This is a genomic window from Dolichospermum sp. UHCC 0259 (assembly GCF_009711935.1).
Classification (GTDB): domain Bacteria; phylum Cyanobacteriota; class Cyanobacteriia; order Cyanobacteriales; family Nostocaceae; genus Dolichospermum.
Genome location: NZ_VIKX01000154.1, coordinates 1 through 20,238, shown reverse-complemented (window position 1 = coordinate 20,238; position 20,238 = coordinate 1). Strand labels below are relative to the sequence as shown.

The 20,238-nt window shown below is 37.3% G+C and carries 18 protein-coding genes and 3 pseudogenes; 12 read left to right on the top strand and 9 right to left on the bottom strand.

Going from position 1 to position 20,238, the window contains the following annotated elements; translation table 11 throughout:
• Positions 1-142: 142 nt before the first annotated feature.
• The gene (locus FJR05_RS12215) at positions 143-1,546 is read right to left on the bottom strand and encodes a serine/threonine-protein kinase (RefSeq protein ID WP_168644334.1); all 1,404 of its coding nucleotides are present in this window, start codon (positions 1,544-1,546) and stop codon (positions 143-145) included.
• A 159-nt stretch (positions 1,547-1,705) separates the two neighbouring features.
• Between FJR05_RS12215 and FJR05_RS12210 the strand changes: the two genes are divergently transcribed.
• Positions 1,706-2,377, top strand: coding sequence for a hypothetical protein (locus FJR05_RS12210; RefSeq protein ID WP_168644342.1), 672 nt, complete (start codon positions 1,706-1,708; stop codon positions 2,375-2,377).
• On the opposite strand, the gene chrA is transcribed toward FJR05_RS12210, so the two are convergent.
• Entirely contained in the window at positions 2,340-3,530 is a 1,191-nt protein-coding gene (gene chrA, locus FJR05_RS12205; RefSeq protein ID WP_168644333.1) for a chromate efflux transporter, read from the bottom strand. The two genes, FJR05_RS12210 and chrA, sit on opposite strands and share 38 nt — an antisense overlap.
• Positions 3,523-4,500 carry a glycerophosphodiester phosphodiesterase gene (locus FJR05_RS12200; RefSeq protein WP_168644332.1) on the bottom strand — a complete coding sequence of 326 codons (978 nt, stop codon included), beginning with the start codon at positions 4,498-4,500 and terminating at the stop codon, positions 3,523-3,525. Before FJR05_RS12200 ends, chrA begins: the two co-directional genes overlap by 8 nt.
• A gap of 291 nt (positions 4,501-4,791) precedes the next feature.
• Between FJR05_RS12200 and ligA the strand changes: the two genes are divergently transcribed.
• Together ligA and FJR05_RS12190 are read left to right on the top strand one after the other, a co-directional pair.
• Positions 4,792-6,837 carry an NAD-dependent DNA ligase LigA gene (gene ligA / locus FJR05_RS12195; protein WP_168644331.1) on the top strand — a complete coding sequence of 682 codons (2,046 nt, stop codon included), beginning with the start codon at positions 4,792-4,794 and terminating at the stop codon, positions 6,835-6,837.
• A gap of 297 nt (positions 6,838-7,134) precedes the next feature.
• The gene (locus FJR05_RS12190) at positions 7,135-7,683 is read left to right on the top strand and encodes a fasciclin domain-containing protein (RefSeq protein WP_168644330.1); all 549 of its coding nucleotides are present in this window, start codon (positions 7,135-7,137) and stop codon (positions 7,681-7,683) included.
• Between the two features lie 140 nt (positions 7,684-7,823).
• On the opposite strand, the gene FJR05_RS12185 is transcribed toward FJR05_RS12190, so the two are convergent.
• Positions 7,824-8,243 (bottom strand): hypothetical protein, encoded by a 420-nt coding sequence (locus tag FJR05_RS12185; RefSeq protein WP_168644329.1) that lies wholly within the window; start codon positions 8,241-8,243, stop codon positions 7,824-7,826.
• Between the two features lie 107 nt (positions 8,244-8,350).
• On the opposite strand from FJR05_RS12185, the gene FJR05_RS12180 reads away from it, so the two are divergent.
• The 3 genes from FJR05_RS12180 (at position 8,351) to FJR05_RS12170 (ending at position 12,015) form a co-directional block, all read left to right on the top strand.
• Positions 8,351-8,572 carry a hypothetical protein gene (locus FJR05_RS12180; protein WP_168644328.1) on the top strand — a complete coding sequence of 74 codons (222 nt, stop codon included), beginning with the start codon at positions 8,351-8,353 and terminating at the stop codon, positions 8,570-8,572.
• Between the two features lie 33 nt (positions 8,573-8,605).
• Entirely contained in the window at positions 8,606-9,787 is a 1,182-nt protein-coding gene (gene sat / locus FJR05_RS12175) for a sulfate adenylyltransferase (RefSeq protein ID WP_168644327.1), read from the top strand.
• A gap of 77 nt (positions 9,788-9,864) precedes the next feature.
• On the top strand, positions 9,865-12,015 hold the full coding sequence (locus FJR05_RS12170) for a caspase family protein (RefSeq protein ID WP_168644326.1): 2,151 nt from the start codon (positions 9,865-9,867) through the stop codon (positions 12,013-12,015).
• Between the two features lie 57 nt (positions 12,016-12,072).
• On the opposite strand, the gene FJR05_RS12165 is transcribed toward FJR05_RS12170, so the two are convergent.
• Entirely contained in the window at positions 12,073-12,435 is a 363-nt protein-coding gene (locus tag FJR05_RS12165) for a helix-turn-helix transcriptional regulator (RefSeq protein WP_168644325.1), read from the bottom strand.
• Positions 12,436-12,603: 168 nt separating this feature from the next.
• Here FJR05_RS12165 and FJR05_RS12160 point away from each other — a divergent pair.
• Positions 12,604-12,972 (top strand): annotated as a pseudogene (locus FJR05_RS12160) (pentapeptide repeat-containing protein); the annotation flags it as partial.
• Between the two features lie 146 nt (positions 12,973-13,118).
• Positions 13,119-13,841, top strand: a complete 723-nt coding sequence (locus FJR05_RS12155; RefSeq protein ID WP_174783677.1) for a Uma2 family endonuclease — start codon at positions 13,119-13,121, stop codon at positions 13,839-13,841.
• A 60-nt stretch (positions 13,842-13,901) separates the two neighbouring features.
• On the opposite strand, the pseudogene FJR05_RS12150 reads toward FJR05_RS12155, so the two are convergent.
• Positions 13,902-14,090, bottom strand: a pseudogene (locus FJR05_RS12150) (magnesium-protoporphyrin IX monomethyl ester cyclase); the annotation flags it as partial.
• A 253-nt stretch (positions 14,091-14,343) separates the two neighbouring features.
• Between FJR05_RS12150 and FJR05_RS12145 the strand changes: the two are divergent.
• The 3 genes from FJR05_RS12145 (at position 14,344) to FJR05_RS12135 (ending at position 15,801) form a co-directional block, all read left to right on the top strand.
• Entirely contained in the window at positions 14,344-14,856 is a 513-nt protein-coding gene (locus tag FJR05_RS12145; protein WP_168644323.1) for a hypothetical protein, read from the top strand.
• A 331-nt stretch (positions 14,857-15,187) separates the two neighbouring features.
• Positions 15,188-15,442: a hypothetical protein gene (locus tag FJR05_RS12140; protein ID WP_168644322.1), complete on the top strand. Its 255-nt coding sequence runs from the start codon at positions 15,188-15,190 to the stop codon at positions 15,440-15,442.
• Entirely contained in the window at positions 15,436-15,801 is a 366-nt protein-coding gene (locus FJR05_RS12135; protein ID WP_168644321.1) for a type II toxin-antitoxin system PemK/MazF family toxin, read from the top strand. Before FJR05_RS12140 ends, FJR05_RS12135 begins: the two co-directional genes overlap by 7 nt.
• Before the next feature lie 44 nt (positions 15,802-15,845).
• Here the strand turns inward: FJR05_RS12135 and FJR05_RS12130 are convergent, their stop codons facing one another.
• Complete coding sequence (locus FJR05_RS12130; RefSeq protein WP_168644320.1) at positions 15,846-16,718, bottom strand: S-methyl-5'-thioadenosine phosphorylase; 873 nt, start codon at positions 16,716-16,718, stop codon at positions 15,846-15,848.
• A gap of 185 nt (positions 16,719-16,903) precedes the next feature.
• Between FJR05_RS12130 and FJR05_RS12125 the strand changes: the two genes are divergently transcribed.
• A complete protein-coding gene (locus tag FJR05_RS12125) occupies positions 16,904-17,107 on the top strand; it encodes a hypothetical protein (RefSeq protein WP_168644319.1) in 204 nt (67 codons plus the stop codon).
• A 98-nt stretch (positions 17,108-17,205) separates the two neighbouring features.
• On the opposite strand, the gene FJR05_RS12120 is transcribed toward FJR05_RS12125, so the two are convergent.
• Both FJR05_RS12120 and FJR05_RS12115 read right to left on the bottom strand, forming a co-directional pair.
• A complete protein-coding gene (locus tag FJR05_RS12120) occupies positions 17,206-19,494 on the bottom strand; it encodes a helix-hairpin-helix domain-containing protein (RefSeq protein ID WP_174783676.1) in 2,289 nt (762 codons plus the stop codon).
• Between the two features lie 16 nt (positions 19,495-19,510).
• Positions 19,511-20,185: pseudogene (locus FJR05_RS12115) on the bottom strand (zinc-binding dehydrogenase); the annotation flags it as partial.
• Positions 20,186-20,238: the final 53 nt, after the last annotated feature.

The window sequence follows — 20,238 nt, the reverse complement described above, 5'->3', positions numbered from 1 at the left end:
TGACTCCTACGTCGTCACGCAAGCTATAGCCATATAAACCTAGAACTGATATATATCAAGAGTTTGAAGGTAAAAAGGTGAAACTTGTGCAAGGAATAAGCGTTGAAATTACCAAAACCCTATCACTTGACCAAATTCAAGACTATTTTTCTCTTCTTCTAATTCTTCCTCCTGACTCCTGACTCCTGACTCCTGACTCCTGATATATATTACAATTGAGAATCCTCTTTAATAAAGCCGAAAATCTCGCCTCTACACCATCCATTAAAAACCATCCATACTTACCCCACCAGGAATCAAACCAAAAAATTCCCCCAGGAAGATGTGCTGTAGGGGCGCTAATATTAAAAGTCAAATCATGATAATACATCCATTTCTTATCCTGTTTCCAGCCGACAATATCACCAAATTTATCCCAAATTTCTAGTGAAGAATTACTATCTTTTAGCAAACTTTGATAAATTCGATTTTGAACAGAAAAACCAAACCGTCCCTGACTAGAATTTAACCATAATTGATCAATTGTGCGAATATCTTCACAGGGAAAATTTTTAATGTCTTCCTCACTTAAGCAACCATCATTTTCTTTTCCCACCACTGCTAACATCACTCTTGTTGTTTCTACGTCAGCTTCTTGCCATTTTTCCTCTTTGAGTAAATCCCGCAATTTTGTATAGTTCATTCCCACTGCTGACACTTTTTCATGAAGTTTGGGAAGAGGGCTAACTATACCTAATAAATTCCTAAATTGACGTACCGACTGGGGGCGTTTTTCAAATTCTAATGTCATTCCTTGGATAATAGCATCATTTACTCTGTCACTAATTTGGGGATTAAATTGTTTTGGTGGTAGTAAAAGTGGATTATTTCTCCTATACTCAGCCGGAATCGGGATTTGTTTAGTCAGCAAAGTATATAAGGTAGCAGCTAAAGCATAAACATCTGTATACTGACCAAAATTACCGATTTTTCTATATTGTTCAGGAGGTGCGTAACCATCTGTTCTTTCATTAGTCATATTACTAATTTGTCCGCTGCTATATTCTCTTGCTAATCCAAAATCTATTAATACTGCTTCGGTTTCTGTCTTTCCTTGACGTAAAATAATATTACTAGGCTTAATATCTCGATGCAAAAATCCTTGATGATGGACATATTCTAAAGCTTGGCCAATTTGGTCAATATAACATAAGGCTTCTTGTTCTGATAATTTATCATATTCATCCAGATAACCCGCTAAATCTTTGCCATCAATATATTCCATTACCATTCCCCAAAGTCCATCTTCTTCGATGACTTCGTGAACTTTGACAATATGAGGATGGGAACATTTAGCTAATCGTAATGCTTCATTAACAAATTTAACTTGTTGCTGTTGAAAATTTACTTTACTTTGTTGAATATGGTTAAGAGTTTTAATGACAAATATTTTATCTGTGGCTATTTCTTTAACACTATAAGTTACACCAAATCCCCCACTACCCAATACGGCTTGGATAACAAATCTACCGTTATTTATATATTGATTAGGCTGCCAAAGTTTCATTGAGTTATGATTGAAAAATAGATATGGAAGAATTGTTTGAGTTAGAAATGCCTAAATACTAAATATTAAGCCTCTTTAACTCCTGAATTGTAGTGTATATATTATATCTTACACTTTATAAGTTGATCTGTCAGGCTTTAACTAAACATGATAGTACCTATGAATCCCCAAAACTTGCTGGATGTTTTATTTTTTCATTGGCAAAATACATTTCAACTCTTTAGTGTAGATAAAAGATTAGTAAATAAAGCGTTTACTAATTTAGTTGCAGCTTATTCTAGTCCTAATCGTTATTACCACACATTAAAGCATATTTATCAAATTATTAATACCATTGATACTTTACAAGTTTATACCCAAGATTTACCTTCTGTAAAACTCGCAGCTTGGTTTCATGATATAGTTTATGATACTCATGTTCAAGATAATGAAGAAAAAAGTGCTGACTATGCTGTTGAGATATTAAAAAATTTAGCAATTCCCACTAATAATATTAACACAGTTCATCAGTTAATTTTAAATACTAAATATCATCAAGATGATGATGTAAATAGCCAAGTTTTACTTGATGCAGATTTAGCAATTTTAGCCGCTAACCCTATGGAATATCAAGCATACTCTCAAGCTATTCGACAAGAATATGCTTGGGTATCAGAATTGGAATATATTGCAGGTAGAAAACAAGTTTTAGAAAGATTTTTGCAGCGAGAAAAAATTTATTTTACCCCCTTAATGTTTAATAGTGCGGAACAATATGCCCGGAATAATTTAGCAACAGAAATAACTTATTTGCTTAATGAGAATAACCGAATATTACAGCACCCCAACTAATCATAGCCCCACCTAAAATCAAGTATGCAGCATTAATACGATAACGAATGACTAAAACTGCGGAAGTAAGAGAAATTCCTAAGCTAAAAAAATCCACATAATAAGTTTTCGGTAATATTAACGTAGCTATTCCTAATTGAATTGTAGTTATCACCATTAATGCCACAGCACTCACATTGACAGCATCTAAAAAAGGTTTTGTCCAAGCTGAATTACGAATAGTATTTATGAAAGGATTTAAAGCAGCAACCAATAAAAATGAAGGGATAAAAATTCCCAAAGTTGCCACAATTGCCCCAGGAAAGCCAGCAATTACATAACCGATAAATGTCGCCGTAGACAGCACAGGACCAGGAGTAAATTGCCCGATAGCAATAGCATCTAATAATTGTTGTTGTGTTAACCACCCGTATTCTTCTACTAATCCTCCTTGCAAAAATGCTATTAATAAATAACCACCACCAAATAGCATACTACCAACTTTGAGAAAAAATAACCCCAGTTGCCACAAAGGTACAGCCAGATGATTATTGATAGCTGTATTTATAGTCGTGGTAGTTTGTAAAAATGTTCCTGTGGTTAAACCAATGATCATTAAATTATTTTGATTACTACTGCGTAACCAAATCATTCCTAATATTCCTCCTAGGAATAAAGCTATAACTTCGTTAACTTTAGCAATTCCAGTTATCAAGCCAACTATTACAGCAATAATCAGTAATTTTCGAGTTTTTATTGCTTTTTTACCTAAGCCCCAAATCGCATTTATAATAATTACTAAAACAACAGGTTTAATTCCATAAAGTAAAGGTGCAACTTGGGGTAAAGTTCCATAATGGACATATATCCAAGCCAATAAACCTGTAATTAAAACCGCAGGAGAAATAAAACAAATTCCGGCAACAATTAATCCTAACCACCCCGCATAAATATATCCGATATGAATAGCCATTTCAGTGGAATTGGGTCCAGGAATTAAGTTTGTTGCCCCTAACAAATCTAGAAAATGTTCCTGTGTTACCCATTGACGACGTTTCACTACTTCATCTTCTATCATGGCAATGTGGGCAACTGGCCCACCAAAACCAATAATACCTAATTTAAGGAAAAGTTGAGCAACTTCGGTTAAGCGATTTAATGATAAATTATTCATAGAGTTTAACTTTTAAAGCTTTGTCTGGATAATCACTAAAGACACCATCCACACCCAAGTTAAAAAATAATTGATATTCTTTTTCAGGATTTGCTTGACAGTCTAAGGGTAAGAAAAAATCCTCATTTCTAAAAGTCCAAGCGTGAACTTGTAAATTAGCTGCATGAGCATCTATAATTAAGGATGTTGGTGATAGTAATTTATCATGATTATCTCTGGGAACTAATAAGTTTTTATGTACACCTATTGATTGGGCATATTTAGCAATTTCTTGTAACCCTTTTTGACTTAGTAAATCTGCATAAGTTCGAGGATCATTATTCATAATAAAATCGTAAGGTTTGCCAGTGTCATTAATTAGTTGGACTAAGGGTAAATCTGTTTTTTGAGATAATTGTTTGAGGTTATTAACTTCAAAAGATTGAATAAATACAGGTAAATTAATTTTTTGTAAGTTGAATAATAAAGTTGGTTCTAGTGGTAAACCAATTGTTTGAAAATAACTAGGATGTTTTGTTTCGGGATAAATGCCGATATTGCGTCCAGTTGTTTGACTTTTATGCTGGGCTAAATCAATAATTTCTGCAAAGGTAGGAATAGAAAATATTCTTTCATAGACTAGGTTCTGCGGGCGTAATTTGGGAATACGTTCTTTAGCTGTTAAGGTTTTGATTTCGGCTATGGTAAAATCTTCGGTAAACCAACCTGTTATAATTTCACTATCAATAATTTTTGTGGTTTTTAAATGAGCAAATTCGGGATGATTAGCAATATCGGTAGTTTCAGATATTTCATTTTCATGACGGGCAATTAAAATACCATCTTTGGTAATTACTAAATCGGGTTCAATATAATCAGCACCTAAATCAATTGCTAATTCATAACTAGCTAAAGTATGTTCGGGTCGGTAGCCACTTGCACCACGATGAGCGATAATAATAGGGGGTTTGTTTGTGAAAGTTTGAGTCATAATTGCTGGCTACTTTTCTTATAATTTAGGACTTACGGACGCTCACTAACTTACTATCAGATGAATGAACGAAATTGCCTTGTTTTCGGCTTTGGCAATAACTTATTTAGTAGGGTGTGGTTCGGCAAGCTCACCAACCACGTCAGATAGAGGAAATCTGTTTTTTACCAAATTATCGGGTCTGACGCACCCTACAAGAGATAAAATCTACATCACATATTTAAGAAACTTTGTCAATGCGTAAGCCCTATAATTAAATTCCCACTGTTATTATTTTTTGTTATGAAACTGATGATGTCAAATCAACCGGAAGTAAAACGTATAGAAGAGTTACGCCGCTTGTTACAACAAGCTGGTTATGCCTATTATGTTTTAGATGCGCCACTTATGGAAGATACGGTCTATGATCGGCTGTATCGAGAGTTGCAAGAATTAGAAACGCAAAATCCTGAATTAATTACTCCTGATAGTCCGACTCAGCGTGTAGGTGATCGCCCCGCCACCCATTTTACTTCAGTCCGTCATAATATTCCTCTATATAGTCTGGAAAATGCTTTCAATATTGAAGAATTGCAAAGTTGGGATCAGCGGTGGCGGCGATACTCACCTACTCAGTATAATACCGGAGAAGTAGAATATGTATCTGAGTTAAAAATTGATGGTGCAGCTTTGGCTTTAACTTACGAAAACGGCTTTCTAGTCAGGGGGACAACGCGAGGAGATGGGGTAATGGGTGAGGATATTACCCAAAATGTCAGGACTATTCGCTCAATTCCCCTCCGTTTGAATTTTGACGGGTTGGAAAATATTGCTAAGGTGGAAGTTCGAGGAGAAGCATTTCTACCTTTACAGGTATTCAAGGAAATTAACGAGAAGAGGCAAAAAGCTGGAGAACAGTTATTTGCTAATCCGCGTAATGCTGTGGCAGGTACGCTCAGACAATTGGATTCACGGATTGTAGCACAGCGACAGTTAGATTTCTTTGCTTATACTCTGCATATTACGGGCTTGGATGATTCTAGTATTGCGAATACCCAATGGGAAGCTTTGGAATTGTTGCAAAAAATGGGTTTTCGAGTTGATACCAATCATAAACTCTGCCATTCTATTGCTGAAGTTGCTGAATATTACCAATATTGGGATACAGAAAGGCTGAATTCTCCCTATATGACGGATGGCGTTGTCGTTAAATTAAATACTTTTAGACTCCAAGAACAACTGGGGTTTACACAGAAGTTTCCCCGCTGGGCTATAGCCTTAAAATATCCGGCGGAAGAAGCCCCAACCCGTGTAGTAAAAATTACTGTCAATGTTGGCAGAACTGGGGCTTTAACTCCTTTGGCGGAAATGTTGCCCGTACAATTAGCGGGAACAACTGTTTCCCGTGCTACATTACATAATAGCGATCGCATCGAGCAATTAGATATCCGCATTAGCGACACCGTAATTGTTCGCAAAGCCGGAGAAATCATTCCCGAAGTCGTCCGGGTCATCAAAGAACTACGTCCCTCTGGTACTCAACCTTTCATTATGCCTTCCCATTGTCCCGTCTGTGGTCAACAGGTAGTGAGAGAAACAGGAGAAGCTGTTACTAGATGTGTAAATGCTTCCTGTGCGGCGATTCTTAAAGGTGAGGTTGAACATTGGGTCAGTCGTGACGCTTTAGATATTAAAGGTGTGGGAGAAAAGTTGGTGTATCAACTTGTAGATAAAGGTTTGGTACATTCCATTGCTGATTTATATGAATTAACAACAGATAAATTATGTGCATTAGAACGCATGGGACAAAAATCAGCGGAAAAATTGGTGAATGCGATCGCTCAATCAAAAACCCAACCCTGGTCTAGAGTATTATATGGTTTAGGCATCCGTCACGTTGGCAGCGTCAACGCCCAATTACTGACAGAGAAGTTTACCACCGTCGCTGAGTTAACAGCCGCCAAACAATCGGATATTGAAGGCGTTTATGGTATCGGTGCAGAAATCGCCCAATCAGTCTATCAATGGTTTCGGACTCCAGCCAATCAAACCTTAATTTCCCGTATCCAGACCATTGGCTTACAATTAGCCAACAGCACCCAAAGCAAAGCAGTAGAGGAAATTCATCAAAATTTTGCGGGAAAAACCTTTGTCGTCACCGGCACATTACCAACCTTAAAACGGGATGAAGCCAAAGCCTTAATTCAAAAAGCAGGTGGTAAAATTACTGATTCAGTTAGCAAAAAAACAGACTTTTTAGTTGTGGGTGCAGATGCCGGTTCTAAGCTGGAAAAAGCCCAGAATTTAGGAATTAGCCAATTGACAGAGGCACAACTGTTAGCCATGCTGGCAGAATAGTTAGAGCAGGAGTCACCGAGTCAGGAGTAAAAACCTGTTGTGGACGGAGTTTCATGAATACCTACGGTACGTTGACACGAACAATTCATATCCTAAGCTAGGACGCATCTAAATTTGATTTAGTGAAGTTAGAAAATAAGCCATCAAACTCTTCCCTGTTCCCTGATCTCAACCAGCAATTTAAATGCGTGACAGCTTAACCACCTTGACCGTTGCTATACAAATGAACACAAATTGTTAAATTTTGTGACAATTCTGGTAGTGAATTTCAACTATAACTTGTGGGAGCGAGAAATCATGAATTCCATTTTTGCTAAAACACTTGCTATCGCTGTAGCTGCAACCACCTTTTTCGTCAGTGTTCCTACCTTTGCAGAAAGCCAATCTGCGCCCAGGAGCAAAAAACCTGATATTAGTACAACCAATGTAGGAACAATTATTGATGTTGCCAGTAGTAACAGTTCTTTGAAAACCCTAGTAACAGCTATTAAAGCAGCAGGTTTAGTCGAAACTTTATCCGGTCAAGGACCATTTACCGTATTTGCACCCACAGACGCAGCCTTTGCTGCCTTACCAAAGGGAACTTTAGAGAAACTTTTGAAGCCAGAAAACAAAGGAACTTTAGTCAAAATTTTGACCTATCACGTAGTTCCGGGTGCAGTTTACGCTAAAGACATCAAAAGCGGTGCAGTAAAAACAGTGGAAGGTCAACCAGTAGACATACAAGCTGAAAAAGGCGTAGTGTCTGTAGGTAATGCCAAAGTTACTAAAGCAGATGTTAAAGCTAGTAATGGCGTAATTCATGTAATTAATAAGGTGCTACTTCCTCCTGATGTGAGGTTGTAGAATTACAAAAAAAGGGAACAGGGAACAGGGAACAGGGAACAGGGAACAGGGAACAGGGAACAGGGAAGAAGAGAGAAACTTCCTTCTTTATTCTTTCTTCTCTTTCTTCATCCTGACTCCTGACTCCTGCTGTATTATTTCTACCGCCGTTGTGAATTATCAAAACGGTATTCAGTCCCAACTTTAAGCTGATTGCCATTATAGCGGGGAGTCATTAACAAAGAAGAATCGTAGGGGTTAGGTAAATCAGGTGTCCGCAGATAGGGATCATTTAAGGTTTGTTGAGCCATAGCATCAAGATAAAGAGTATTTACTAACTCAGCATCTTTAACGATTTCATTGTCAGTAAAAGTAGTACCAAATTTTTTCCCAGGTCCAATTAAAGCATCTACTTTACGTTTTAAACTGCCATTTTCATAAAAGTTAGGATCATGGCGAAAATAAGCCCGTTCAAACATACTACTGGTTGTTTCAGTTTCAGCTTTAGCAACTGAAGGCAAGACAAAACTAGTAGCAAGAAGTACCAGTACCCCACTCAAAACTGGAAATTTTATACCCATATTATCAACTCCTCTATGTTTGGGTGAATCTTCTATTTATGCTTAATTTGAAAACTCTCTTGAGTTTAAACTTTGGTGTAACACAACTTTTATTGTAATTGTTTGTAATGTCTTATGGGAGGAGACAGGAGTTCAGGAGTCAGGAGTCAGGAGTCAGGAGTCAGGAGAAAGAAGAAAGAAGAAAGAAGGAGGAAGAAAGAATAAAATTTTTTACCCATTACCCATTACCCATTACCCATTACCCATTCCCTAATCTCACCCTTTCCGACCGGCAAAGGAAAAAAATTCACAGAAATTTAACAATGTGTACCAATAATTTGGTAACTTAGTACATAGTTTGCAACAATTAGGGAAAAATTACGTTGAGTTACCATCCAGATGCCATTGCCGCCCACGGTGGAGAGTTAATTAACCGGGTTGCTTCCTCAGCACAAAGAGAAATATTTCTCTCCAAAGCTGACTTTTTACCGCGTGTGGAACTTGATGAACGAGCAGTTTCCGATTTAGAAATGATTGCCATTGGTGGTTTTAGTCCTTTGACTGGTTTCATGAACCAAGCAGACTATAACCGAGTCGTCACAGAAATGCGGTTAGCTAACGGTATTGTCTGGTCAATTCCTATTACACTGTCTGTAACCGAAGAAGTAGCAGCCCCTCTACAAAAAGGCGGTTTAGTGCGTCTGGATAACCCCAGAGGCGAGTTTATTGGGGTATTGGAACTGACCGAGAAGTATACCTACGACAAACAACTAGAAGCCATCAATGTTTACCGCACTGATGATCTGAAACATCCTGGGGTACAGGTAGTTTATAACCAAGGTTCTATCAACCTAGCAGGTGATATTTGGTTATTACAACGCGATTCTCATCCCCATTTTCCCAGCTACCAAATTGACCCCGCTGCGTCACGGGAAATGTTTCGAGAAAAAGGCTGGAAAACAATTGTGGGTTTCCAAACTCGCAATCCTATCCACCGCGCCCATGAATATATTCAAAAATGCGCTTTAGAAACTGTAGATGGTCTATTTTTGCACCCACTTGTAGGGGCAACTAAAGAGGATGACATCGCCGCTGATGTGCGGATGCGTTGTTATGAAATTTTACTAGAACACTATTACCCTGTAGATAGAGTAATTTTGGCAATCAACCCGGCAGCTATGCGTTATGCCGGTCCAAGAGAAGCTATTTTCCATGCTTTAGTGCGGAAAAATTACGGCTGTACACATTTTATTGTTGGACGTGATCATGCTGGTGTGGGTGACTACTACGGCACGTATGACGCTCAGTATATATTCGATGAATTTGCCCCTGAAGAGTTGGGAATTGTGCCAATGAAGTTTGAACACGCTTTCTATTGTAAGCGCACCAAACAAATGGCCACAACTAAAACCAGTCCTAGTAGTCCAGAGGAACGAGTTCACCTGTCAGGAACAAAGGTTCGGGAAATGTTACGTCGGGGTGAATTACCACCACCAGAATTTTCTCGTCCAGAAGTTGCGGCTGAGTTAACCCGGTCTATGAAAATTTCACCTGTATTAGTTTAGATTAAGATCAAAAACTTTACTGTACAGACTTTAGCCTTTAAGCTATTAGCTAATGGGCTAGGGTCTGATAGCTAACTATGGAACGGCGTAGGTTTTTACAACGGATTAGCGGCTTATTAGCGGCATTGGGAGTGGCGGAAACTGAGTGGTTGAGTTTGGGAAATCCCTATTACCAAGCTTTAGCACAAACTAACCAGCGAAAGTTGGCATTATTGATAGGTATTAATCAATATCCACAAAGTCCTGCCCTGGGGGGTTGTATAACTGATGTGGAATTGCAAACAGAACTGTTAATTAATCGTTGTGGCTTTGCAGCAGCGGATATTCTAACTTTAACTGATGAACAAGCTAGTAAAGATTTTATTAAAGCGGCTTTTTTAGATCACTTGGGTAAGCAAGCCAAATCTGGAGATGTGGTGATTTTCCATTTTTCTGGCTATGGGACTTGTGTGAATTTGGGGACGGGAATATTAGCAAATGCCATAGTTCCTGTTGATGAGAATAATTTATTAGGTACAAAATCAAGAAACTATTTATTGACAGAAAGTCTGTTATTATTATTGCGATCGCTCCCGACAAATCAAGTTACGGCAATATTAGATACCAGTTACAACCATTCTCCTGATTTAAAACCCACTGGTTTACGAGTGCGGACTCGTCCAGAATTATCAACGGCAATTTTACAAATCAAAGAATTAGAGTTTTTATCCCAACTAAAAAATCAGAAATCAGCTAATAATCATCCTCTAATTATCAATGCTACCTCAGAACTAAATCAGCAAGCCGGAGAATTTATTTTCTCTAATGGCACTGCGGGATTATTAACTTATGCTTTAACTCAATATTTGTGGGAAACTACCCCAGCTAAAACAATTTCGGTTTTTCTTTCTGGTGTTGCCACTTCCATGTATCAGTTGGGTGGAAAACAACAACCAAGTTTATTAAATGACTCAAAGAAATTTACAAATAACTTAATTATTGATTATTTTCCCATTGATAACTTGAGAAGTATTGGCGTGGTTCAAGCCATAGAAGAAGATGGTAAAATATTCAAGTTATGGTTGGGGGGATTACCTCTCCACGTTCTCACTAATTATGGCGTAAATTCTCGGTTAATTCTGGATACAGGGGCAGAATTAACTGTTAAATCACGAAGTGGGTTAGTAGCTAAAGCTAAATTGACAAATAAGGAGATTGCTAATCTACCTCAAGTTGGGCAAAGAGTTCAAGAAAGTATTCGCATATTACCCCGCAATATTTCTGTAAATGTGGCTTTAGATGAGAATTTGGAAAGAATTGAAGTGGTAGATGCTACTAGCGTTTTTTCGGGAATTAGCCGAATTGCTAATATTGTTACCACCCAAGAAACCGCTGATTATGTATTTGGTAAAGTTGCCCAAATTCCTAGCCGTTATGGTCTTTTTTGCCTGGGTGGTGAACCAATTATTAATACTATCGGGGAAGTTGGGGAAGCGGTGAAGGTGGCAGTACAGCGATTAACACCGCAATTTTCGACTTTGTTGGCATCAAAGTTGTGGCAGTTGACAGAAAATCAAGGTTCTTCTCGTTTACCTGTGAGGGCAACTTTAGAGGTTGTGAATAGTATTGTCCCCCGTGTGTTTATGGTGCGGGACACTTTGGGAACTGCTAGTCAGGACAACATTTTACAACTACCTGGCTATGAGGGAATTGCTATGCCGACAATTCCTGTGGGGAGTCGCTTGCAATATAAAATCGAAAATTTGAGCGATCGCCCTATATACTTAATTTTAGTGGGTTTAAATAATAATCAAAATGCCTTTGCTTATTATCCTTGGGAAGTTTTTCCAGCCACAGAAATTCCTCCTACCAAACCCCAACTAATAGAAATTCTCATTCCTCCAGGCCAAACTATGAAAATACCAGATAATCAATCTGTATCTGGTTGGTTATTGCCGACTCGTTATACTTTTTGTGAACACCAAATTATCCTGAGTACCGCACCGTTTAAAGAAACTCTCACAGGATTGGCGATGCCTTCGGCCAGCGCAGCTATCGCTAAATATCCTACCACAGATCAACAAGCTATTAGTCCTATCGTCAATCCTTTGGAAGTTGCCCAAGCCATATTACAGGATTTACATAACGCTAGTAAAGTCGAAACTGATATTAATATTACGGCCAATGATGCCTATGTTTTAGCTGTTAATCATTGGGCAAGCTTGAACTTTAGTTTTCAGGTTGTTTAGGAAGTAGGGGCGCAGGGCCTGCGCCCAGTCAAGATTCACTGATTCAGCAAGCCCTATTTAAAATACTGTATTTTTACTATGAAAAGCTTTCAAACTTTCAGCTTGCTGTTGTATACGCTCACTAATGCGATCGCACGCTAACTCACAAAGTTCAAAAATAACCGGGTCGGCAATGTCATAATAGGCGCTCGTCCCCTTGGGTTTACGAGATAAAATTCCTGCTTGAGTTAACACTTTCAAATGCTTAGATAGATTGGCCTGCCCTAACCCCGTTGCTTCCCCAATCTCCATCACATTCATAGAACCTGATTTGAGACAAGTTAAAATTTGTAACCGACTTCCTTCGGATAACACCTTGAAATAGTCAGCCACGGCTGCAATAATAGCTGGATCACCTGTAGATGGCTTTGTTTTCGGCATTATGGCAACTCATCATCAGCACAACAATTCATCACTACTTAAGATTATAACTAAATATCAATAATTTAGGAATAGGAGATAAAAAAGTTCACCAAATCACAAAAATGCGACAAAATCACTATATAGTTATTAAGTGAATTAATCAAAAATTATACTTTCCATTTAACAAAACTTTCTGGTTCGTTATTAATTAAAGCAGATTTACGCCCCAGTTCCAACCAACGGACAGACTTAGGATATGCAGTATTAACTCATGCAGATTTAAGTTATGCAGACTTACGAACCGCCACTTTACATCATGCTAACTTAGATGGTGCAAAATTATGTCGAGCTAATTTAGGGCGCATAATTCAATGGGGAGAAGTAACGACAGATTTAACAAATGCTAGTTTAAAAAATGCAGATTTAAGTTATGCAAATCTGAGTTATGTTATCTTGAAAAATGCTAACTTACAAGGAGCAGATTTAACCGGAGTAATTCTCACAGATACAGATTTTGAAGGAGCAATTATGCCAGATGGGATAATACATGATTAGAAGTTTTATAAGATCCCCGACTTCTTTTTGGATCTTGCAAATAAATTATGAATTCATCTCAGAAGACGGGGATCTCGTTATTGTCGTGTTCACATTTGATTGAGAATAACTATATACTAATATCTAACCCCTTATTTGTGTTTCCTATGGTTGTAAGTGCTTCGACCACCAAAATCACTTGGGAACTCTTACCCGAAGACTTCGTTTTAGACGATGAACCTGTGGATAATGTCAATCAACCCAGTCTAGCGGCAGCACTCACGGAAAGCCTAGAACTCACCGGCAAACTTATAGAAACTGCGATCGCTACTACCAATTACGGCATCTGTGCCACAGTAAATGATAAATTTGTCATCAAAGCCCCTGACTGGGTTTACGTGCCGCAAATTACAGTGCCTAGAGAACAAATCCAACGCAGCTACACCCCCCATAAACAGGGACAAATTCCTGCGGTGGTAATGGAATTTCTTTCCGATACAGATGGCAGTGAATATTCTAATAAACACACCTATCCTCCCGGAAAATGGTTTTATTATGAACAGGTTTTACAAGTTCCTAACTACATCATTTTTCAACCAGATATTGGTGAATTAGAAATATATCACTTGCATGAAAATGGACACTATAAATTACGTTCTTCAGATGAAAATAACCGTTATTGGTTAACTGAAATGGAATTATTTATTGGTGTTTGGCAAGGAAAACGCGAAAACCGTCAAGGTTACTGGTTACGCTGGTGGGATAAAGATGGTAATTTGCTACTTTGGGGTTCTGAGTTAGTGCAACAAGAACGACTTGCAAAAGAAGCAGCTTTAAAACGTTTGGAAGAGTTAGAAAAACGCCTGCGAGATGCTGGTATTTCTGACTAACTTCTATTCAGAATTCAGATCCCCGACTTCTTAAAGAAGTCGGGGATCTTTGCTTTTAATTTAACGAACAGTTCCCCGCAAATTCTCAGTATCAATGGGTTTAATTAAATAAACTAATAATAAATTCCCAATAATGCCCATGAATAAAGGAACTTTACGCAGTAATTTTACTAATTTAGGTTGAGAACTGCGTTCAATTTCTGATATTTGCAAATTGTAATCAGAGCATTTTTGTAACCGAGGAAAAAACGACTCCATGACCTTGATTGCCAATTATTCCAGAGTTTGGGTTGCGATCGCAATGTTTCTTGACTTGGTTGCTTAATTCCTGGTTTGGGGGCTTTAATGGTTGATGGGGATACGCTCTGAACCATGATTTCTCTCTCGATTAGCTAAATACTTAGATAACTAATAAGTTATATTAGCAATGAATCTCGGTTTACAAATAATTCATATAAGATGAGAGAATAGACCTATTTAGTCAAACCGTTATTAATTCTGTATGTTAAACCTAGCCAAAATTCAAACCCTAGCTCAAGAATACAGTCCCCAGGAACTTTTTGCAGCTTTGGTGTGGCAACGTCGCTTTAATGAGTTTAATGGGGAGGAGGTTGTTAGGGATCTTAGTCAACATTCTCATCTATGGGCAAGTTTTCTGTTTACGAAACCGATTTTTGCACCAGATGAACATGGTTTAAGTTTTGGTGGTTTGGTAGATACCTTATTGGCAATGGCAAATTATCGCCCGATGCCAGAATCGAGTATAATACACTTCGTAGCTTATCCTGGCGATACTCTCTACATTTTGACAGAAAACCAAGATACTATCGTGTCTCAGCTTTTGGATTTGGGTAAAAAGTGGCGTGCAGATTCAGTGGATATTACCGATGGTAATAATGAAGAATATGGTTTGCGACTTGGGCGACAGTTACGAATGAGATTGGAAGCAGGTTTGGAAGGTGAGTCGCTTTGGCAACAGCGAGATGGTGTAGTTATTACTTATTGGTGGGATTAATGACTAAAAAAAATGTCAATCTCTATCCTGTAAATCCTTTAATCCTGGACATCCTGTTTCTGATGAAATAAGGCAAATGTTAAGATTGATGTACCGGTTTTCTGGAGTTATGGAGAATGCGATAGCGACGCGCTCCGTAGGAATCGCCATATAATATATAGGACTTAATAAATATCATTATTAAATCTACCAGAGAAGCCTGAACCTCTGCATCTTGATTTGCTGGCGGTGGTGGGAAATAAATATTACTTGGTGGGCAATTCTTTTGTGAAAATGATAGAGATAGAGTAAAATTAAGTTATACCCTCAGTTAGAAAAGAGGTATAACTCAATGACAAGCATCAAAACAGCTATTTCAATTGAAGAATCACTTTATGAGGAAGTAACCGCTTTAGCAAATGCAATGCAAATTCCTCGCAGTAAATTATTTGCTATAGCAATGGAACAATTTTTGCGTCGTCAAAAAAATCGCCAATTAGTAGAAAGTGTTAATGAAGCTTATGCAGATGATCTAGATGAATCAGAACAAATAATGTTAGCAGCAATGCGACATCATCAAGGACAATTAAAAGAAAAAGAATGGTAATTAAGCAAGGTGATATTTATTGGATTGATTTGGGAGAACTATTAGGATCAGAACCAGCTTATATCCGTCCTTATGTAGTCATCCAAAATGATTTACTCAATAGTTCTCAAATTAGAACAGTCATAGTTTGTGCATTAACTTCTAATTTGCGACGAGCTAAGGCAATAGGTAATGTTTTACTAGAGTTAGGAGAAGCTAATCTTGATCGGCAAAGTGTGGTAAATGTATCACAGATTTTTACAGTAGATAAAGCTTTATTAACTGAAAAAATTGGTAAGCTATCAAAAGAAAGAATTAGACAAATTTTAGCAGGATTCGCAATAGTAACAGAACCACAAGAAATAGATTTTGATAAATAAAAGCTGCATTTTATTTTTACCCTCATCCCCAATCCCCTATTCCCTTACAAATACTTCTCCAACAACAAACCTAGCTTCTCCTTAGTTGCTGCTGGCGCTTTCTCCAAATTCGTCAAAATCGCATACTTCAAAGCCGAATGCGCCTCACTAGCAGGGGGATTTGCACTCAACCGCTTCACAGTTTCTTGAATTACCTTTTGTGCATTTACCGCATTCTTATGTAAATTACCAATTACCATTTCCACCGTCACACTATCATGATCGGGATGCCAACAATCATAATCCGTTACCAGTGCCAAAGTTGCATAAGCAATTTCCGCTTCCCGTGCTAACTTCGCTTCGGGTAAATTTGTCATCCCGATTACCGTAGCATCCCAACTCCGATAGAGATGAGATTCAGCCTGAGTGGAAAAAGCCGGTCCCTCCATACATACGTAAGTACCACCATCGTGTAACGTGACATCTGGTAAATTTAAAAAAGCGATCGCATCCCCCAAAACCCCAGCCAAGTTCTGGCAAATCGGCTCACCAAAAGCAATATGCGCCACAATCCCCTCACCAAAGAACGTAGAAATGCGATTCTTAGTGCGATCAATGAACTGATCAGGAATTACCATATCCAGGGGTTTAGCTTCAGCCTTCAAAGAACCCACAGCGCTCGCAGATATTAAGTATTCTACCCCCAATTGCTTCATCGCGTAAATATTAGCCCGAAACGGCAACTCAGAAGGTAACAACGTATGATTACGACCATGACGCGCTAAAAACGCCACGCGAGTCTCCTCTAAAGTTCCGAGAATAATCGCATCCGACGGTGAACCAAAAGGAGTAGAAATCTCTATTTCCTCCACATTTTTCAGTGCTTCCATCTTATACAACCCGCTTCCACCAATGATGCCAATTTTAGCTATCGTCATAAACTATCCACTTTCTAATTAATTGAACTAACAAGTAATTTTACTGAAAACCTGTCTATTGATAAATGCACAAAATCCACAAATACTGATTTTTGATAATTCCGTAGAGATACGAATACAAAAATCCCTGAATTAATATACCTTAGTTTTATAAACGATAAAAAATAAAGTTCGTAGTCAAGAATATGCAAAATAATAATAACTCCAGTCCAGTTTTATTGGAAACTGTCTTACAACGCATATTTTCCGTTCGCACAATTACAAAACAAGATCAGCAGCTACTCATGTCTAGCCTATTATTAAAAGAAGGATTAGACGATCATGATCGTAAACAAATCAGTCGTGTATTTGATGGGTTACTTAGTGGATTGATTAAAGCAGTAGATTAATTTTTGTTGCTAAATAAATCAAGGAAAATATGTATAGTTATTTGCAATTCTTCTGCACAAAGATCCCTGAATTTTTCAAAAAATTAGGGGTCATCAATCTATTTTAGATAAATTAATAAATTTAAACCAGGAATTGTCCGCGACAGCGTCCAACCAGCGAGAATAATATAAAGTAACCCTAAACTCCACTGATACCAAGCTAAAGTAGAAATAATTCCTGGTAAATGTTCATCGCGTAAACGAATATCATTAAATCCTAATCTTACCAAATTATTCAAACTAAAATCATAATAATTCAGCCAATTCCAACGTTTATCCCATAATAGCGGCATATATCTTTCCCGAAAACTAGGATTTCTGGGAATAACGGGTAATCTCCCAATTAATAATCTTAGCTGTCTTAATGTTCCATCTTCTCGAAAATAAGAAACATCCATTAAATCATGATAACGTCCTTGTTCATAAAGTCGCCATAATAAAATCCCAGGTAGGGGAAAAATAATCATAAATAAACACAATAAAGTTAACCAAGGACTGCCAGAATTACGAAAAATTGCCAATAAACTACCAGATATTAAACAAATAAAACTAACTAATATACAAACAGTTTCATAATATCTAGGAATAATTGCTACAGGAGACAAACGACGAAAACGATCAACTAACCAAAATAATACACCAAAACAGGAAATAACCACACCACCCACACCAAATACTAACCAAAAATTTGTCCCATAACCACTTAACAACAACAATAAACTCAATAACAACCAATTTAAATATCTAACTACCCACCCACTCAAAACTAGAGGTTCAGTAGCAACAATTTTCTCACTTAACTGATTATATATTTCCAAATCCACATCAGGTAAAACCAGTAATTCGCTAATATTCCGAAAATGTTTGATTTGACGATATTGATTAATTTCCGCCGCTTGAGTTGCTGAAAACCCTAAATTTATTAACCTATTCGCAGCAGCAGTATTAATATTAACAGCTACCAACTGATGACTTAATTCAATTAATCTTAACCGTTGTTTTGTATATTCCAACTGATTTGCATCACTAACCTGCTGTTGTAACCGGAAATTTTGACTTAAATTCCGCAAAATATTTTGATTACCTCGTAATGTTAGCACAATCAACTTTTTACCAATTTCGCCAACATTACCTAAAATTTTGGCTTGATTAGAATTAAAAACTAACCCAGAAACATTTAAAAATGCGGTTTTTGCAAACTTGACATCACTAAAATCAGCTTGATTAAGAATACTTGCACTCTGCAAATCTACAGATTCATTAAACTCAGATTCTCTAAAAATTAGAGCTTGCTTAAAAATAGCATCTTTCATTAATAGAGATTGATGAAAATTCACCTGATTAAAATTAACTTGATTATTAAAAATCGTACTAGAAAAATCAGCTTTTTTCTGCCAATAACTACTATTAAACTTCACTATTTGTTGAAACTTTCCTTGATTGAATTTCACATCCTCACAAAATACATCACCTTGAAAATTAGTGGAATCTAGAAACTTAATATTTTGAAAATTGGCTTTTTCAAAGAAAATGCTACCTTGAAAACTACTCAGAGCGTGAAAAATAGCTCCACGAAAACTCACAGTTCGACTAAATCTAGATTCATCCCAATTAGTAGGTTTTAAAAAGTTTGCCCCTTGAACATTTACAGGTTGGAGAAAGAACGTATTCGAGAATTTTACTTCCCCATGAAAACGACTTTCTACCATGATTAAAGCCCCACGAAATACAGAAATACTACTAGAATTATTAGGCTGATTATTCAACAAAGATTTACAATCTTTAGCATTAGGAAAAGCTCTTGCTAAAGATTGCAAACATATTGAACGTAAACTTTCTAACTGTTCCTGTTCTGTATGTGTAAAAATTTGGGCTATTCCTTGAGCATAAAGAGGAGTTCTTAAGCCCAAATCACTACCATAAAAATCACCTTCAATCACAGAATTACTCAAATCTAAACCCAAAGCTGTCGCCCCAGTTTTTTGTAATTCTTTTCTAAGTAATTGATAAAAATTATCCCGAAAAATAGCATTTTCTGGACGTAAATCAATCACCATTTTCCTTAAATCTACAGTTAAATTACCATCTCGCAAAATTGGGGATTTAACTCGTTCTTGTAATAATTCCCAAGTTAAAGTTATAGGTTCATTGGGAACTGCAAAAGTAGAAACAGGAAATAAAAATATAGAAAAGATGCAAATAAACAATATTACTGCGGATTTAGATATGATAATTCTTCCCAATTCCGCAAATAATAGGTTTATTTTTTTAATGGTGTTTTTTATTTGCCAAAGTTGAGAAAAATCCCATCTTTGTAAATAGCTAAAGTGACAAAACAATCTCAACAAATTCCCTACTCAATTATTAATTCAATAAAACAACCTTACCCAGCACAGAACCAGTTTCCACCAAAGCGTGTGCTTTTGCTGCTGACGCTAAAGGGAAAGTCTGACTAACTTCAATTTTTAACTTTCCTGCATCTATCCAATTAGCACATTCTTGTAAAATATCCCCATGATGTATTAAAGATTCCACATTTCCTATCAACAACGGTGTTAACATTAATTCTAACCCAATGCGGAGATTTCTGTTTCTAGCAACTTTCCAAACAGTATTAGCTTTCGGTTCTAGAATAGTCACAATATCGCCATAAAGTCGCACCGCAGGAAAAGATTTTTCCAAAGTATCACCACCCACAGTATCAAAAACTAAATCTGCACCTTCACCATTAGTCCAATCTAATACAGATTCAACAAAATCAGTTTCTTTGTAAAAAATCACCTTATCAGCACCAAGTTGAGTGACAAAATTAGCCTTTTCTTGTGAACTAACCGTAGTCGCTACTTCAGCACCTTTGAGTTTAGCCAATTGAATAGCCACATGACCAACACCACCCGCACCTGCATGAACTAATACCTTTTCTCCTGGTTCAAGTCTCCCCCGTTCATATAAAGCTTCCCAAGCAGTTATTAAAACCAGAGGTGCTGCTGCTGCTTCGGTGAAAGAAACCGATTTGGGTTTCAATGCCGCACATCTCTCGTAGTTTTTCACTCTCCCCCCACTTTCGAGAGTTTATAGGGTAGGTAGAAGTA

Excerpts from the sequence above, each read along its gene's own strand:
- FJR05_RS12215 (WP_168644334.1), bottom strand. The coding sequence starts at position 1,546 with ATGAAACTTTGGCAGCCTAATCAATATATAAATAACGGTAGATTTGTT.
- FJR05_RS12210 (WP_168644342.1), top strand. The coding sequence starts at position 1,706 with ATGAATCCCCAAAACTTGCTGGATGTTTTATTTTTTCATTGGCAAAAT.
- chrA (WP_168644333.1), bottom strand. The coding sequence starts at position 3,530 with ATGAATAATTTATCATTAAATCGCTTAACCGAAGTTGCTCAACTTTTC.
- FJR05_RS12200 (WP_168644332.1), bottom strand. The coding sequence starts at position 4,500 with ATGACTCAAACTTTCACAAACAAACCCCCTATTATTATCGCTCATCGT.
- ligA (WP_168644331.1), top strand. The coding sequence starts at position 4,792 with ATGATGTCAAATCAACCGGAAGTAAAACGTATAGAAGAGTTACGCCGC.
- FJR05_RS12190 (WP_168644330.1), top strand. The coding sequence starts at position 7,135 with ATGAATTCCATTTTTGCTAAAACACTTGCTATCGCTGTAGCTGCAACC.
- FJR05_RS12185 (WP_168644329.1), bottom strand. The coding sequence starts at position 8,243 with ATGGGTATAAAATTTCCAGTTTTGAGTGGGGTACTGGTACTTCTTGCT.
- FJR05_RS12180 (WP_168644328.1), top strand. The coding sequence starts at position 8,351 with ATGTCTTATGGGAGGAGACAGGAGTTCAGGAGTCAGGAGTCAGGAGTC.
- FJR05_RS12170 (WP_168644326.1), top strand. The coding sequence starts at position 9,865 with ATGGAACGGCGTAGGTTTTTACAACGGATTAGCGGCTTATTAGCGGCA.
- FJR05_RS12165 (WP_168644325.1), bottom strand. The coding sequence starts at position 12,435 with ATGCCGAAAACAAAGCCATCTACAGGTGATCCAGCTATTATTGCAGCC.
- FJR05_RS12155 (WP_174783677.1), top strand. The coding sequence starts at position 13,119 with ATGGTTGTAAGTGCTTCGACCACCAAAATCACTTGGGAACTCTTACCC.
- FJR05_RS12145 (WP_168644323.1), top strand. The coding sequence starts at position 14,344 with ATGTTAAACCTAGCCAAAATTCAAACCCTAGCTCAAGAATACAGTCCC.
- FJR05_RS12140 (WP_168644322.1), top strand. The coding sequence starts at position 15,188 with ATGACAAGCATCAAAACAGCTATTTCAATTGAAGAATCACTTTATGAG.
- FJR05_RS12135 (WP_168644321.1), top strand. The coding sequence starts at position 15,436 with ATGGTAATTAAGCAAGGTGATATTTATTGGATTGATTTGGGAGAACTA.
- FJR05_RS12130 (WP_168644320.1), bottom strand. The coding sequence starts at position 16,718 with ATGACGATAGCTAAAATTGGCATCATTGGTGGAAGCGGGTTGTATAAG.
- FJR05_RS12125 (WP_168644319.1), top strand. The coding sequence starts at position 16,904 with ATGCAAAATAATAATAACTCCAGTCCAGTTTTATTGGAAACTGTCTTA.